Below are 14,628 nucleotides of genomic sequence, written 5' to 3' on the forward strand. Positions count from 1 at the left end.
TTTTTTGTAAGGATATTAATGCGATGAAATTAAACGATTATTTTTTTATTTCGGCAGTTTTCAGGAATTGGCACGCCACCTGCATTGGCTGTTCTGCGTGGCGGGGGCCGGTGCCCCCCTGATGATCGACTAGATGAAAGATAAGGAGATCCCCATGAGCGACCTTCGTCAGATCGCGTTCTACGGCAAGGGCGGTATCGGCAAGTCCACCACCTCCCAGAATACCCTCGCTGCTCTGGTCGAACTGGACCAGAAGATCCTGATCGTCGGCTGCGACCCGAAGGCTGACTCCACCCGCCTGATCCTGAACACCAAGCTGCAGGACACCGTGCTGCACCTGGCCGCCGAAGCCGGTTCGGTCGAAGACCTGGAACTGGAAGACGTGCTGAAGATCGGCTACCGCGACATCAAGTGCGTGGAATCCGGTGGTCCGGAGCCGGGGGTTGGGTGCGCCGGTCGTGGCGTTATCACCGCCATCAACTTCCTGGAAGAAAACGGCGCCTATGACGATGTGGACTATGTGTCCTACGACGTGCTGGGTGACGTGGTGTGCGGCGGTTTCGCCATGCCGATCCGTGAAAACAAGGCCCAGGAAATCTACATCGTCATGTCCGGCGAAATGATGGCCCTGTACGCTGCCAACAACATCTCCAAGGGCATTCTGAAGTATGCCAACACCGGTGGTGTCCGTCTGGGCGGCCTGATCTGCAACGAACGCCAGACCGACAAGGAAGTGGAACTGGCCGAAGCCCTGGCGGCTCGCCTCGGTTCCAAGCTGATCCACTTCGTGCCGCGTGACAACATCGTGCAGCACGCCGAACTGCGCCGCATGACCGTCATCCAGTATGACAGCGATTGCCAGCAGGCTCAGGAATACCGTCAGCTCGCCAACAAGGTCCATAACAACTGCGGCAAGGGCACCATCCCGACCCCGATCAGCATGGAAGAGCTGGAAGACATGCTGATGGAATTCGGCATCATCAAATCCGACGAGCAGGCGCTTGCTGAACTGCAGGCCAAAGAAGCCGCCGCCGCTGCTGCTGCCGCGAAGTAAGCACCCGTCACGCGCCGGGGTGGCCCCAGTGCCGCCCCGCGATGTGAAGCGGGTTACGAGAGGTCGCCGACGTGGGTGCTCTGCGTGACGGGCGGTCCTGAGTCAAGGGGTTAGGAGGGGTAGGCCATGAGCCTCGACTACACGAACAAAAAGGAATTCCACGAGAAGCTCATCGAAGAGGTTCTCGCCGAATATCCGCAGAAGTCCGCCAAGCGCCGCAGCAAGCACCTGGGTGTTTCCGACGCTTCCGCCTCGGATTGCGGTGTGAAGTCCAACGTCAAGTCCGTGCCCGGCGTGATGACCATTCGTGGTTGCGCCTACGCCGGTTCCAAGGGCGTGGTGTGGGGTCCGATCAAGGACATGGTCCACATTTCGCACGGTCCGGTTGGTTGCGGTCAGTATTCGTGGTCCCAGCGCCGCAACTACTACATCGGCAAGACCGGTGTGGACAGCTTTGTCACCATGCAGTTCACCTCCGATTTCCAGGAAAAGGACATCGTGTTCGGTGGCGACAAGAAGCTGGAAAAGCTGATCGACGAAATTCAGGACCTGTTCCCGCTCAACAACGGCATCTCGATCCAGTCGGAATGCCCGATTGGCCTGATCGGTGACGACATCGAAGCCGTTGCCCGCAAGAAGAGCAAGGAATACGACGACAAGATCATCGTTCCGGTCCGCTGCGAAGGTTTCCGTGGCGTGTCCCAGTCGCTGGGTCACCATATCGCCAACGATGCCGTCCGCGACTGGCTGTTCGACAAGACCGATCCCGTGTGGGAAACCGGCCCGTACGACGTCAACATCATCGGCGACTACAACATCGGTGGTGATGCCTGGGCCTCGCGTATCCTGCTGGAAGAGATCGGCCTGAACGTGATCTCCCAGTGGTCGGGCGATGCCACCATCTCGGAAATGGAACGCGGGCCAAAGGCCAAGCTGAACCTGATCCACTGCTACCGCTCGATGAACTACATCTGCCGCCACATGGAAGAAAAGTACAATATTCCTTGGATGGAATATAACTTCTTCGGCCCGTCGCAGATCGAACAGTCCCTGCGCGCCATTGCCGCCCAGTTCGACGAAACCATCCAGCAAAAGGCCGAGGCGGTGATCGCCAAGTACCGTCCGCTGGTTGATGCCGTGCTGGCCAAGTTCAAGCCGCGCCTGGAAGGCAAGACCGTCATGCTGTACGTCGGCGGCCTGCGCCCGCGTCACGTCGTGACTGCCTATGACGACCTGGGCATGGAAATCGTCGGTACCGGCTATGAATTCGCCCACAACGACGATTATCAGCGCACCTCGCATTACGTCAAGGACGGCACCCTGATCTATGACGACGTTTCCGGTTACGAACTGGAAAAGTTCATCGAAAAGATCCGGCCGGACCTGGTTGGCTCGGGCATCAAGGAAAAGTACCCGGTCCAGAAGATGGGCATTCCGTTCCGTCAGATGCACTCGTGGGATTACTCGGGTCCGTACCATGGGTACGACGGGTTCGCCATCTTCGCCCGCGACATGGATCTGGCCGTGAACAACCCGGTCTGGTCGCTGTATCAGGCCCCCTGGAAAGCCGCCTGAGGCTTGACGGTACGCAAGGAGAACGGGAATGCCCCAGAGCGCAGATAAGATCCTTGACCACCTCCCGCTGTTCCGCGAGCCGGAATATCAGGAACTGTTCAAGAACAAGAAAGAAAAGTACGAGTGCGGCCACTCGGACGAGAAAGTCGCCGAAGTCGCCGAGTGGACCAAGTCGTGGGAATACCGCGAAAAGAACCTGGCCCGTGAAGCGCTGAGCGTCAACCCGGCCAAGGCTTGCCAGCCGCTGGGTTCGACCTTCGCCGCCGCCGGTTTCGACCGTACGCTGGCCTTCGTTCACGGGTCGCAGGGCTGCGTTGCCTACTTCCGCTCGCACCTGTCGCGTCACTTCAAGGAACCGTCGACGATGGTTTCCTCGTCGATGACCGAAGACGCCGCGGTGTTCGGTGGCATGGCGAACATGGTCGATGGTCTGGCCAACGCCTATAGCCTGTACAAGCCGGAAATGATCGCCGTTTCCACCACCTGCATGGCCGAAGTCATCGGTGACGACCTGCACGCCTTCATCGAGCAGGGCCGTCAGAAGGGCTCGATCCCCGAAGACTACGACGTGCCGTTCGCTCACACCCCGTCGTTCGTCGGCAGCCACGTTACCGGCTACGACAACATGATGAAGGGCATCCTGGAGCATTTCTGGGAAAAGCAGGAACGCACCGCCGGTACCGCCCTGAACGTCATCCCGGGCTTCGACGGTTTCGCCGTCGCCAACAACCGCGAAATGAAGCGGATGCTGGACCTGATGGGCGTCGAATACACCATCCTCTCGGACGTGTCGGAAGTTTACGACACCCCGTCTGACGGTGAATTCCGCATGTATGCCGGTGGCACCACCAAGGATCAGACCAAGGCAGCCCTGAACGCTGCGGCGACCTTGTCGATGCAGGAATACTGCACCCCGAAGACCCTCGAGTACATCGCCAGCAAGGGCCAGACCGTTGCGTCGCTGAACTACCCGATCGGTGTTGCCGGGACTGACGCCTTCCTGATGAAGGTCGCCGAACTGACCGGCAAGGCCATCCCGGCCGAGCTGACCAAGGAACGCGGCCGTCTGGTTGACGCCATGGCTGACTCGATGTCCTGGCTGCACGGCAAGACCTACGCCGTTTACGGTGACCCGGACTTCTGTCTGGCGATGACCCAGTTCATCCTGGAAACCGGCGGCGAACCGAAGCACGTCCTGTGCACCAACGGTTCGAAGTCGTGGGCCAAGAAGGTTCAGGCCCTGTTTGACAGCTCGCCGTATGGCAAGGGCTGTCAGGTGTGGGCTGGCAAGGACCTGTGGCACCTGCGCTCGCTGCTGGCCACCGAGCCCGCCGATTTCATCATCGGCAGCTCGTATGCCAAGTATCTGGAACGTGACCTGCAGATCCCGTTGATCCGCCTGACCTTCCCGATCTTCGACCGCCATCACCACCACCGTTTCCCGACCTTCGGGTATCAGGGTGGCCTGCGGGTTCTGGTGACGATCCTCGACAAGATCTTCGACACCATGGATCTGAACACCAACGTTGCTGGTGAAACTGACTACAGCTTCGACCTGACCCGCTAAACCGTGTCAGGCAGCTTACCCGGATACGGCCAGAGGGAAACCTCTGGCCGTGTTCGTTTTTGGGGTCTCGGCAAATGCTTTTTCCCAACAGTGTCGTATGTCGCAGACCTGACAAACGTCCGGTATCAGACAACGAATTTTCTGTGTGTATTTTCACAACTATATGAAAATAAACAATATTTATAATTGGCACAGCGTTTGCTATGACGGTTGCATGACCTCCTTCCCCCCACTGCCCGGAGGACCAGCAATGCTCAAGCAGAAACTCGCGGATGTGTTCAATGAACCCGGCTGTGAGAAAAATCAGGCCAAAAGCGACAAGGACCGCAAGAAAGGCTGCACCGTCAAGGGGCTGACCCCCGGCGCGGCGGCGGGTGGCTGTGCGTTTGACGGGGCAAAGATTGCCCTGCAGCCGGTCGTTGACGCGGCGCATATCGTGCACGGTCCAATCGCCTGCGAAGGCAATGCCTGGGACAACCGCCATGCGGCCTCGTCGGGGCCAGAGCTGTACCGGATGGGCTTTACCACCGACATGTCTGAACTGGACGTGATTTACGGCGGTGAAAAGAAACTGTGGAAGGCGATCAAGGAAGTTATTGCCAAGTACGATCCGCCGGCGATTTTTGTCTATCAGACCTGTGTGCCGGCGCTGATCGGTGACGACGTGATCAAGGTCTGCGCGACGGCGGCGGAAAAGTTTGGCAAGCCGGTGATCCCGGTCAATGCACCGGGCTTTGCCGGGTCAAAGAATCTGGGCAACAAGCTGGCTGGCGAGACGCTGCTGGACTATGTGATCGGCACCGAAGAGCCTGATGACGCCCGCCCGACCGACATCAACCTGATCGGGGAATACAATCTGGTCGGCGAGCTGTGGCAGATCACCCCGCTGTTTGACGAGCTGGGGATCCGCATCCGCGCCGGGATCACTGGCGATGCCCGCTATCATGATGTGGCGTGCTCGCACCGGGCGGCGGTGAACATGCTGTTGTGTGGGCAGGCGATGATGAACGTTGCCCGCAAGATGGAAGAACGCTGGGGCATTCCGTACTTCGAAGGCTCGTTCTACGGCATCGAAGACACCTCGGCCTCGCTGCGGACCATTGCCCGCCTGTGCGTCCAGCAGGGTGCCGATGCCGACCTGATCGAGCGTACCGAAGCGCTGATTGCCCGCGAGGAAGCCCGCTGCTGGGAGCGCATCCGCAGCTTTACCCCGCGTTTGCAGGGCAAGAAAGTGCTGCTCTATACCGGTGGCCACAAGTCGTGGTCGGTGATTTCGGCCCTGCAGGAAATGGGCATGGAAGTGGTCAAAAGCAGCGTGCGCAAGGCCACCGACAGCGACAAGAGCAAGGCGCTGGAGCTGATGGATGGCGATGCCGAGGCGCTGGTGGGGGCAATCCCCAATCCGGAAATGTACCGGATGCTGCGCGCGGGCGAGGCCGACATCATGCTGTCGGGCGGGCGGACCCAGTTCGTCGCCCTGAAGGCGCGAACGGCCTGGCTGGATATCAATCAGGAACGCAATTACGCCTACGCTGGCTATGACGGCATGGTCGAGCTGGTGCGCCAGATGGACAAGGCGGTGAACAATCCGGTGTGGCAGCGGGTCCGCCGCCCGGCGCCGTGGGATGCAGACTTCACCGGCTTTGATGCGTAAGGGGGACCAGACAATGACCATTTATCCTCCGGCCAACGTGCTGGTGCAAAAGAAAGCCTGCTCGGTCAACCCGCTGAAGTCTTCGGCTCCGCTGGGGGCGGCGATGGCCTTCATGGGGATGGACCGCTGCCAGCCGCTGTTCCACGGCTCGCAAGGTTGTACGGCTTTTGGTCTGGTGCTGCTGGTGCGGCATTTCAAGGAAGCCATCCCGTTCCAGACCACCGCCATGAACGAAATCACCACCATTCTCGGCGGCATTGACAACGTTGAACAGGCGCTGGTCAACGTCGCCAAGCGGGCCAAACCGGCACTGATCGGGATTTGCTCGACCGGCCTGACCGAAACGCGCGGCGAAGATGTCGCCCCGGAACTGCGGCTGATCCGCCAGCGGAATCCTGAATTGCAGAATACGGCGGTGGTCTATGCCTCGACCCCCGATTACGTCGGCGGCATGCAGGAAGGCTGGGCTAAGGCGGTGTCGGCCATCATCGAAGCCTTTGTTCCGGCCCGCAACCAGGCCGCGCCGCTGACCCCGATCCGGGGGCAGGTCAATATTCTTGCCGGTGTCCACCTGACGGCAGGTGATCTGGAAGAGCTGCGCGAGATCACCGACGCCTTCGGGCTGGAAGCGATCATCCTGCCGGACCTGTCCGGCTCGCTGGACGGGCATGTCCCGGATACCTATTGCGGTACCTCTTACGGCGGAACCTCGCTGGAAGACGTGGCCTGCATGGGGGCGTCAGTGGCGACGCTGGCCTTTGGCGAGCACATGCGCAAACCCGCCGAGGACCTGGAAGCCAAGACCGGCGTGCCGTCGCGGCTGGTGCTGAATGCCACCGGGATCGAGGGTTGCGACCGCCTGATGGTGATGCTGTCGGAAATTTCCGGTCGGCCCATTCCGCCCCGTTTCCGGCGTCAGCGCAGCCAGTTGGTGGATGCGATGCTGGATGCACACTTCCACTTTGGCGGCAAGACGGTGGTGATGGCGGCGGAACCAGATCTGCTGCTGGCCTATTCGACCCTGTTCAACGATCTGGGGGCGGTGATCCCGCTGGCCGTATCGACCGTTTCCACCCCATCGCTGCAACGGGTACCGGCGGCGACGGTGCAAATCGGTGATCTGGAAGACCTGGAGCTGGGGGCCAAAGAGCACCATGCCGACCTGCTGGTGACGCATTCCCATGGCCGTCAGGCTTCGGCCCGCACCGGTATCCCGCTCTATCGCGTTGGCTTCCCGCAGTTTGACCGTTTGGGCTCGGCTCATCGCGCCACGCTGGGGTATCGCGCCAGCCGCGACATCGTGTTCGAGGTCGGCAATCTGTTCATCGAGGCGATGCCCAACCACCTGTTGCGGCACGGCCACGACGAACACGGCGACCACTCTGTTCATCACGAAGGGGCCTGCGGTTGCCCCGGCACTTTGGAGGCCAGCCATGGCTGTTCGCACTCTGCGTCTTGTTGAAGAGGGAGACAGCGTGATGCTCGACCGTCGGCCCGTGAAAGGGGGACACATGCGCGTTGCCTTTACCACCAGCGACATGAAGACCGTCAACGCGCACTTCGCGGGCGCCAAGACCATCGCGGTCTATGAAATCAGTCAGGATGACTCGCGGTTTGTCGAGGCCCTGCAGTTTGAAAACAAGTCCGGCGAGGAAGGCAAGCATGGCGATGATGGCGAAGAGCGCATCAATGCCCGCATCCGCTCGCTGGAAGGCTGTGCCCTGCTGTTCGTCAAGGCGATCGGCGGCCCGGCGGCGGCCAAGGTGGTGCGTGCCAACGTCCACCCGATCAAGCTGCCGCAGGAAGAAACCATCGCCGACGTTATCGAGCGGGTGCAGGGCATGATGAAGGGCAATCCGCCGCCGTGGTTGCGCAAGATCATGCTGCAAACCGGTGGTCAGGTCGACGAGATGGCCTTCATGGACGACGAAGAATAATTTTGGAAAAAGGATACGCCCGATGAGTCAGGATGTGATGGAACTGTCCGCTGAAGAACAGGACGTGTTCAAGACCTCGGCCTTTTTGCAGGAACTGGTGAAACAGGTTCGTGCTCAGGACACCTACGGGACCTGGGAAGGCAAAAGCGATGCGGTGGTGCTGGCCGACTTCATTGTCACCAAGGAACAGCGCAAGCAGATGCCGATCATCGGCGATCCCGACCCGGATGTGATCTGGCGCATCGAGCGGTTCTACAACGCCGTTGGTCTGGCGCTGGAACGGCAGACCGGCCTGATTGCCGGGCCGATGATCAAGATCGGTCACGAGGGCTTTGGTCGTCTGCTGATGACCACCGGTCGTCTGGTGGTGATCAGCAAGACCCTGCGCGATGTCCATCGCTTTGGCTTTGAAACCTACGTCAAGCTGGCCGAGGCCGGTGACAAGACGATCGGTGAGGCCATCGGCTGGATTGAAAAGCATCCGGACGTGGCGCGAGCCTGAGTGGGGACCAGAAGCATGAGCGATATCGACGCCCTGAAGGAAAAGCTCAAAAAGCTGTCGGCGCGGGCCACCAGCCGCAAGATGGATCTGCACGACCTGTCGGAAGAATTGCCGGTGAACTGGCAGAACATCATGACCGTCGCTCAGGCCACCCACGACGCCTTCGCCGAGCTGGAAGCCCTGCGCAAGGAGCTGAAGGCCGCTGAAAAGGCGAGTGCCTGAGGACTGCGGAGCAGCGGATCATCTTTTCCATCAACAGGTTACCCGCCCAAGAACGCGGGAGCCTGACCGGTGGACCAGAGCATTGTGCGAAAAGTGGGAACCGGTTTTCGCATAAACAATGCGACAGAACAAAAGGTTAGACCCGCGTGCCTGTGTCAGGCTTAACGCACGTGGGTCTATTGTCCCCGCACGGGGAGTCTGGAAAACAAAGAGGGGTAAAGTGCAATGGCTGAGTTTCTGACCCGGGGCGGCACGCCCTGGACGCCGGAGTATCTGTTGGCAATCAACGCCGAGACCTGCATTGGCTGCGGGCGGTGCTTTAAGGTCTGCACCCGTGGGGTGATGGAACTGATGGGCATCAATGACGATGGCGAGATGTGCGACCCCTTTGACGACGACGAGGATATCGTTCGTAAAGTTATGACCGTCTCCAACTCCGGTGACTGCATCGGATGTGGATCGTGTGCCAAGGTCTGTGGCGCCAGCTGCCAGACCCACGGCAACGAAGCCCTGTAACACGGAGGCGGTCCCATGACGGAGACGGTGTATCAGAGGCTCATGGCGGGCGTTGGCTTGGGGGAGCACTTCGACCGGCATGTTTTTGCCAGCCTGATCGCCGTCGTCCGTAGCGATCCGGCGACATCCCAGGACATGCTAACGCATGCCTTGGGGGTGTCGCCGGACGCTCTGTCCAGTCTGTTGCGGCATTATTTCCCGCAAGCGGTCGAGTTCATGCCGACCGGGGCTGGTACGCAGGTGCCCGAGATTGACGAAGCCCTGGAAGAAGAAGATTTGCGCGCCTTTATCCTCAGCCATCGTGCTGGTGTGCGTGAGGAAGAGGTGTGGCTGGCGGCGATGATCGCCCGCCGTTCGCTGTGCGAAAATCACTTGTGGCAGGATTTGGGCCTGCGCAGCCGGGACGAGTTGAATGCTCTGCTGCGGCAGAATTTTCCGTCGCTGGTCGCCTTGAACAGCGAAAACATGAAATGGAAGAAATTCTTTTATCGTCAGTTGTGCCAGACCGACGGCGTGGTGTTGTGCAAGTCGCCCAATTGTCAGACGTGCAGTGATAGTGCAGTCTGTTTTGGCGAGGAAAGTGGCGAGCCGGTTATTTTCCGGATGATGCCGATGGTGCCGCAAGAAAGTGGCGTTTCCCTGCTGTGATTTTTGGAGCTGTGAGCGTTACATGTGACGCGAGAAGACACGACAGTTGGCAGGAAAGCGCAGGCTGCTGCCTGAGGCCTCTGGCCTCGAACGCTCACTTGGGCCTGAGGCCCCGAAGCCCCATTTTTTCTTGGACTATCAAATCAATGGGGTCCGGGGCCTCAAGGCCCCGGCGAGGTGTGGAGCAGCGCTCCATGATCCTGTTTTCTGTTTGTCGTGTACTGTGATGTGAATCATGTTCACGGCTCTCACTAAAAATATCGAATATGTGTCTCTTGCTGTGCGCAGTTGATATGCGCGGAGGGGGCCTTTAAGGTGAGGCGTCCGTAGTGAGGAAGGGACGAAAGTATGAAAGAGCCAACAGGCAGTGAGCGCCGGATTTTTGACCGCTGGTCGCTGGATGGTGCCGCGCGGGTCATTTTTGAAAATCAGTATGATTTTTCATGCAAAATCAAGGATATGTCGGCAAGTGGTGTCTCGGTTGATACCGATATACGCCCGGAAATCGGTGATCGTGCCGTGGTCTATGTCAAGGGCGTTGGGCGTCTGCATGCCGAGGTCGTACGGGTGCGGGAACAGGACGTCGCCCTGCATTTCGTCGTCGATAACGACCGCCAGCGCGCCATTCTGGAGCGTCTGGAGCGGGAAGTGGTCTCTGGAATCGAACGTCATCTGGTCGAGACGCTGAACTCGCTGAGTGAGTCCGAAGACGAACCGGAGTGAGTTTTCCGAAACCTCTCAGGGGCTTGGACGGCTCCGGCGAGGTGTGGAACAGCGCTTCACAGGACACGACAGTTGGTGGGATCAGTGCGGGCTACCGCCCGAACCCGTTTGGTGGCGATGCCCCCAAGCCCTCATTTTTCTTTGATTATCAAAGGAATGGGGTCCGGGGCCTCAAGGCCCCGGCGAGGTTTGGAGCAGCGCTCCATGATCTTTCTGTTTTCTGTCGTGTACTGTGGTCACATTTAACGCACAATGCTTTAGCCGTTGCGCAGCGTCCGGACGAACTCTTCAACCTGACGGTGCAGGTGATTGGACTGTTCCTGCAGGTGTTCGGACAGGCCCCGCAGTTGCACAGCCGAAGCCCCGGTGGACTCTGCGGCCTGCCCAACGCCTGCGATGTTGCCAGTGACTTCGGCAGCACCGGTGGCGGCACGCTGGGTGTTACTGGCAATTTCACTGGTGGCCGCACCCTGTTCTTCGACCGCGCCAGCAATGGACGAGGTTACCTCGCGGATGGTGTTGATGATCTCGACAATCCGGCCGATCGAGGTCACGGTTTCGTCGGTTGCGGTCTGGATTTCGGCGATCTTGCTGCCGATTTCGCCGGTTGCCCGTGCGGTTTGGGCGGCAAGCTGTTTGACTTCCGAGGCGACCACGGCAAAGCCCTTGCCAGCCTCACCAGCACGGGCGGCTTCGATGGTGGCATTCAGGGCCAGCAGGTTGGTCTGGGCGGCAATGGTGTTGATCAGGTTGACCACATCCCCGATCCTCATCGCGGCTTCGGTCAGCACGTTGACGCTGTGCTCGGTCTTGGTGGCTTCCTCGACGGCTTCGTGGGCAATGCGGGCCGAAGTGGTGACCTGCATGTTGATTTCCCGGATCGAGGCGGACAGCTCTTCGGCACCGGCGGCAACGGTCTGCACGTTGGTCGAGGCTTCTTCGGCGGCTCCGGCGACGACCTGGCTTTGGCGGGTGGTTTGCTCGGCGCTGGCTGACAGGTCACGGGCGGCGCCGGAGACGTCATTCGACGAGCGCACCAGAGTATCGACCAGACTGCCCATCGCCTGCTGGAAGCTGTCGGCCATACGGTTGCGTTCGGCCACAGCGGCCTTTTGCGCCTGTTCCTCCAGGCGGGCCTGTTCTGCCCGCAGGTGCTCGGATTCACGCAAGGAGTCACGGAAAACCATCAGGGCACGGGCCATATTGCCAATTTCGTTGCCGTTCTCAGTGGACGGAATGTTGGCCTGCAGATTGCCCTTGGAAATGGCCATCATGGCGGTGGTCATGTCCGTCAGGGGTTTGGCAACGCCGCTGTGGGCGAAAAAGATGCTGCCAACGCCGATCAGGGTTCCAATGCCCAGTACAATCAGGGTCCAGATTTTGGAGCTGTCATAGGAAAGCTGACTGGCCTTGTAGCTGCTATCGGCACCGTCGGCATTCAGTTTGATCAGATCGACCAGAATGTTGGAAAACGCATCATAGGTGGCTTGCATGTCACCTTTGAACAAGGCGGTTGCTTCAGCGTTCTTGTTTTGGCGGCTGAGATCAAGCATGCGATCATGAATTTTCATGTACTCGGCGTATTTCGTGGAAAATGTTCCATAAATGCGGCGTTCTTCTTCCGACGAAATCAGCTTTTCGTATGTTTTCCGGTTGTTCTCGATGGTTGAAAGGGCGCTGTTGATGTCTTTTTCAACCTCAGCCATTTCCTTTTCATTGATGGTCAGGATATGGCTTCCCTCTGCGATGCGCAAATCAGAGGTATTGGTATTTAGTGTATTGATGATCGAAACACTGGGCAGCCAGTTGGTTGCAATCTCTTTGGTGTTGTCATTCGTGGTACTGATCTGGCGGTTTGAGAACCATCCCTGGAACAAAACAATGCAGAGCAGCAGGGCGATGATCGCCGCCAGGACGGTTTTTAGTTTGATGCTCTTCATGACGGCCTCATTGGCGAGATGGAAAGATGCTGTGTATATTTGTGCATATTTGGTATACAGGGATTCTTCTGGAGGGTCCAGAGAAGAATTACGACGCTAGGGTCAGTACCTCTTTTTCCCTCAAGGCAAAGATGTCCATTGCCATCAGCAATAACAAGCCAGGGCATAAAAAGTATCATCTCTTGAAAAATCGGTATTGTTGTGTGGATTTTCTGTCCGGTTCCGTGGAAAGGGGGAATATGTGCAGATCTGACAGGGTATTCTAGATCGGCGTGCGTTAAACCTGACGCAGGCATGCTGCTCTACCCTTTTGTTTTGCCGCAGTGATTTTGCGCAAAACCGGGACCATTTTTGCGCTCACTGCTCTATCTGACAGAAAAGGCTGTGGGGCCCGTCCTTTCCATGCTGCCCGGCCATTTTGGCCAGAGGCAGTCCTCACGGCGTGGTGTGTTTGTGGTTGCTTCTTTCAGGGGAATGCCGCATACCCGTGCCTTCCTTTTTACCCCTCCACACGCCCAGGAGACGATCATGGCGGCAACGATCCGCGCTTCTCATATTCTGCTGATGCATAAGGACGCTCAGTCGTCTTTGAACGAGCGTACCCGCGACCAGGCTCTGGCTGATATCGAAGCCCTGAAGAGCAAGATTCAGGCTGGCGAAGCCAGCTTTGCGGATGTTGCCTATGCCCATTCCGATTGCCCGTCGGGCGAAGATGGCGGCGATCTGGGGCCGTTCCGTCCGGGCATGATGGTGCCGGAATTCGACAAGGCTGCTTTTGCTCTGGATGTCGGGCAGATGTCGGGCGTGGTGGAAACCCCGTTCGGTTATCACCTGATCCTGCGCACCGAATAAGTCGGAGCATCCGATTATTCAGCCAATAAAAAGGCAGCTCCCCGGTGCGGTGAGCTGCCTTTTTATTGCTCTGTGCCAAAGCCATTCCCATGGTATGGGAATGGCTGATGGCGACAGTATTTACTTGCGTTCGTCGAGCGCGACGAATGTCTTGTCGAATTCGCCGGTGAACAGCTGACGCGGACGGCCGATCTTCTGGTGCGGATCTTCGATCATTTCCGACCACTGGGCGACCCAGCCGGTGGTGCGGGCCAAGGCGAACAGGCAGGTGAACATCGATACCGGAATGCCCATCGCGCGGAAGATGATGCCCGAATAGAAGTCGACGTTCGGGTACAGCTTCTTTTCGATGAAGTATTCGTCTTCGCGGGCGATGCGTTCCAGTTCCACCGCGACCTGCAGCAGCGGTTCGTTCTCGACGCCCAGCTCGGCCAGAACTTCGCGGCAGGTTTCGGCCATGATCGTGGCGCGCGGATCATAGTTCTTGTAGACGCGGTGACCAAAGCCCATCAGACGGAACGGATCGTTCTTGTCCTTGGCCTTCTTGACGAATTCGGGGATGCGGTCAACGGTGCCGATTTCGCTCAGCATCTTCAGCACGGCTTCGTTGGCGCCACCATGGGCAGGGCCCCACAGCGAAGCAATACCGGCAGCGATACAGGCGAACGGGTTGGCGCCCGACGAACCGGCCAGACGGACGGTCGAGGTCGAGGCATTCTGTTCGTGGTCGGCGTGCAGGATCAGGATGCGTTCCATGGCGCGGGCCAGGGTCGGGCTGACCTTGTAGTCTTCGCACGGGGTGGCAAACATCATGTACAGGAAGTTCTCGGCATAGCTGAGATCATTCTTCGGGTACATGAACGGCTGGCCGATGCTGTACTTGTAGGCCCAGGCGGCAATGGTCGGCATCTTGGCGATCAGGCGATGCTGGCTGACCATGCGGTTGTACGGGTCCGAGATGTCGGTGCTGTCGTGGTAGAACGCCGACAGGGCGCCAACCACACCGCACATGACAGCCATCGGGTGGGCGTCACGACGGAAGCCCTGATAGAACTTGGCGAGCTGTTCATGAACCATCGTGTGACGGGCCATGGTGCCTTCAAAGGCGGTCAGTTCGGCCTTGTTCGGCAGCTCGCCGCGCAGCAGCAGGTACGCGACTTCGAGGAAGTCACAGTTTTTCGCCAGATCATCGATGGCATAGCCACGATGACGCAGCACGCCCGCATCACCATCAATATAGGTGATCTTGGATTCGCACGAGCCGGTGGAGGTGAACCCCGGGTCATAGGTGAACATGCCGGTGTCGCTGTAGAACTTGCGGATGTCCACCACGCTGGGGCCAGTGCTGCCGTCCAGGATAGGGAACTCGTAGGACTTGCCAGTCCGGTTGTCTACCAGCGTGACCGTGTTCTTTTCGTTCGACATTCGCTACCTCTCA

Annotated in this window: 14 protein-coding genes; 12 read left to right on the forward strand and 2 right to left on the reverse strand. The window is 58.8% G+C overall.

Features of this window, described 5'->3' with window-relative positions:
- Positions 1–154 precede the first annotated feature (154 nt).
- From nifH to BW995_RS01580, 11 genes are all read left to right on the forward strand, one after another.
- Complete coding sequence (gene nifH, locus BW995_RS01530) at positions 155–1,054, forward strand: nitrogenase iron protein (RefSeq protein WP_076398282.1); 900 nt, start codon at positions 155–157, stop codon at positions 1,052–1,054.
- Between the two features lie 126 nt (positions 1,055–1,180).
- Complete coding sequence (gene nifD / locus BW995_RS01535) at positions 1,181–2,629, forward strand: nitrogenase molybdenum-iron protein alpha chain (protein ID WP_076398284.1); 1,449 nt, start codon at positions 1,181–1,183, stop codon at positions 2,627–2,629.
- Positions 2,630–2,657: 28 nt separating this feature from the next.
- Positions 2,658–4,196 (forward strand): nitrogenase molybdenum-iron protein subunit beta, encoded by a 1,539-nt coding sequence (nifK, locus tag BW995_RS01540; protein ID WP_076398285.1) that lies wholly within the window; start codon positions 2,658–2,660, stop codon positions 4,194–4,196.
- A gap of 250 nt (positions 4,197–4,446) precedes the next feature.
- On the forward strand, positions 4,447–5,850 hold the full coding sequence (gene nifE, locus BW995_RS01545) for a nitrogenase iron-molybdenum cofactor biosynthesis protein NifE (protein ID WP_076398287.1): 1,404 nt from the start codon (positions 4,447–4,449) through the stop codon (positions 5,848–5,850).
- A 13-nt stretch (positions 5,851–5,863) separates the two neighbouring features.
- Positions 5,864–7,312: a nitrogenase iron-molybdenum cofactor biosynthesis protein NifN gene (gene nifN / locus BW995_RS01550; RefSeq protein ID WP_076398288.1), complete on the forward strand. Its 1,449-nt coding sequence runs from the start codon at positions 5,864–5,866 to the stop codon at positions 7,310–7,312.
- Positions 7,284–7,787 carry a nitrogen fixation protein NifX gene (gene nifX, locus BW995_RS01555; protein ID WP_076398290.1) on the forward strand — a complete coding sequence of 168 codons (504 nt, stop codon included), beginning with the start codon at positions 7,284–7,286 and terminating at the stop codon, positions 7,785–7,787. Before nifN ends, nifX begins: the two co-directional genes overlap by 29 nt.
- 22 nt (positions 7,788–7,809) lie before the next feature.
- Entirely contained in the window at positions 7,810–8,289 is a 480-nt protein-coding gene (locus BW995_RS01560) for a NifX-associated nitrogen fixation protein (RefSeq protein ID WP_076398292.1), read from the forward strand.
- A 15-nt stretch (positions 8,290–8,304) separates the two neighbouring features.
- Complete coding sequence (locus BW995_RS01565) at positions 8,305–8,511, forward strand: CCE_0567 family metalloprotein (RefSeq protein ID WP_076398293.1); 207 nt, start codon at positions 8,305–8,307, stop codon at positions 8,509–8,511.
- 225 nt (positions 8,512–8,736) lie between these two features.
- A complete protein-coding gene (fdxB, locus tag BW995_RS01570) occupies positions 8,737–9,027 on the forward strand; it encodes a ferredoxin III, nif-specific (protein ID WP_076398295.1) in 291 nt (96 codons plus the stop codon).
- A 15-nt stretch (positions 9,028–9,042) separates the two neighbouring features.
- On the forward strand, positions 9,043–9,675 hold the full coding sequence (locus BW995_RS01575; RefSeq protein WP_076398297.1) for a nitrogen fixation protein NifQ: 633 nt from the start codon (positions 9,043–9,045) through the stop codon (positions 9,673–9,675).
- Positions 9,676–10,023: 348 nt separating this feature from the next.
- The gene (locus BW995_RS01580) at positions 10,024–10,398 is read left to right on the forward strand and encodes a PilZ domain-containing protein (protein WP_076398298.1); all 375 of its coding nucleotides are present in this window, start codon (positions 10,024–10,026) and stop codon (positions 10,396–10,398) included.
- Positions 10,399–10,655: 257 nt separating this feature from the next.
- On the opposite strand, the gene BW995_RS01585 is transcribed toward BW995_RS01580, so the two are convergent.
- The gene (locus BW995_RS01585) at positions 10,656–12,338 is read right to left on the reverse strand and encodes a methyl-accepting chemotaxis protein (protein WP_076398300.1); all 1,683 of its coding nucleotides are present in this window, start codon (positions 12,336–12,338) and stop codon (positions 10,656–10,658) included.
- Between the two features lie 528 nt (positions 12,339–12,866).
- Here BW995_RS01585 and BW995_RS01590 point away from each other — a divergent pair.
- The gene (locus BW995_RS01590) at positions 12,867–13,190 is read left to right on the forward strand and encodes a peptidylprolyl isomerase (RefSeq protein WP_076398302.1); all 324 of its coding nucleotides are present in this window, start codon (positions 12,867–12,869) and stop codon (positions 13,188–13,190) included.
- Between the two features lie 120 nt (positions 13,191–13,310).
- Here BW995_RS01590 and gltA read toward each other — a convergent pair whose 3' ends face one another.
- Positions 13,311–14,615, reverse strand: coding sequence for a citrate synthase (gene gltA / locus BW995_RS01595; RefSeq protein WP_076398303.1), 1,305 nt, complete (start codon positions 14,613–14,615; stop codon positions 13,311–13,313).
- Between the last annotated feature and the right edge of the window lie 13 nt (positions 14,616–14,628).

Origin of the sequence: Insolitispirillum peregrinum (genome assembly GCF_900156605.1) — a bacterium.
Classification (GTDB): domain Bacteria; phylum Pseudomonadota; class Alphaproteobacteria; order Rhodospirillales; family Rhodospirillaceae; genus Insolitispirillum; species Insolitispirillum peregrinum.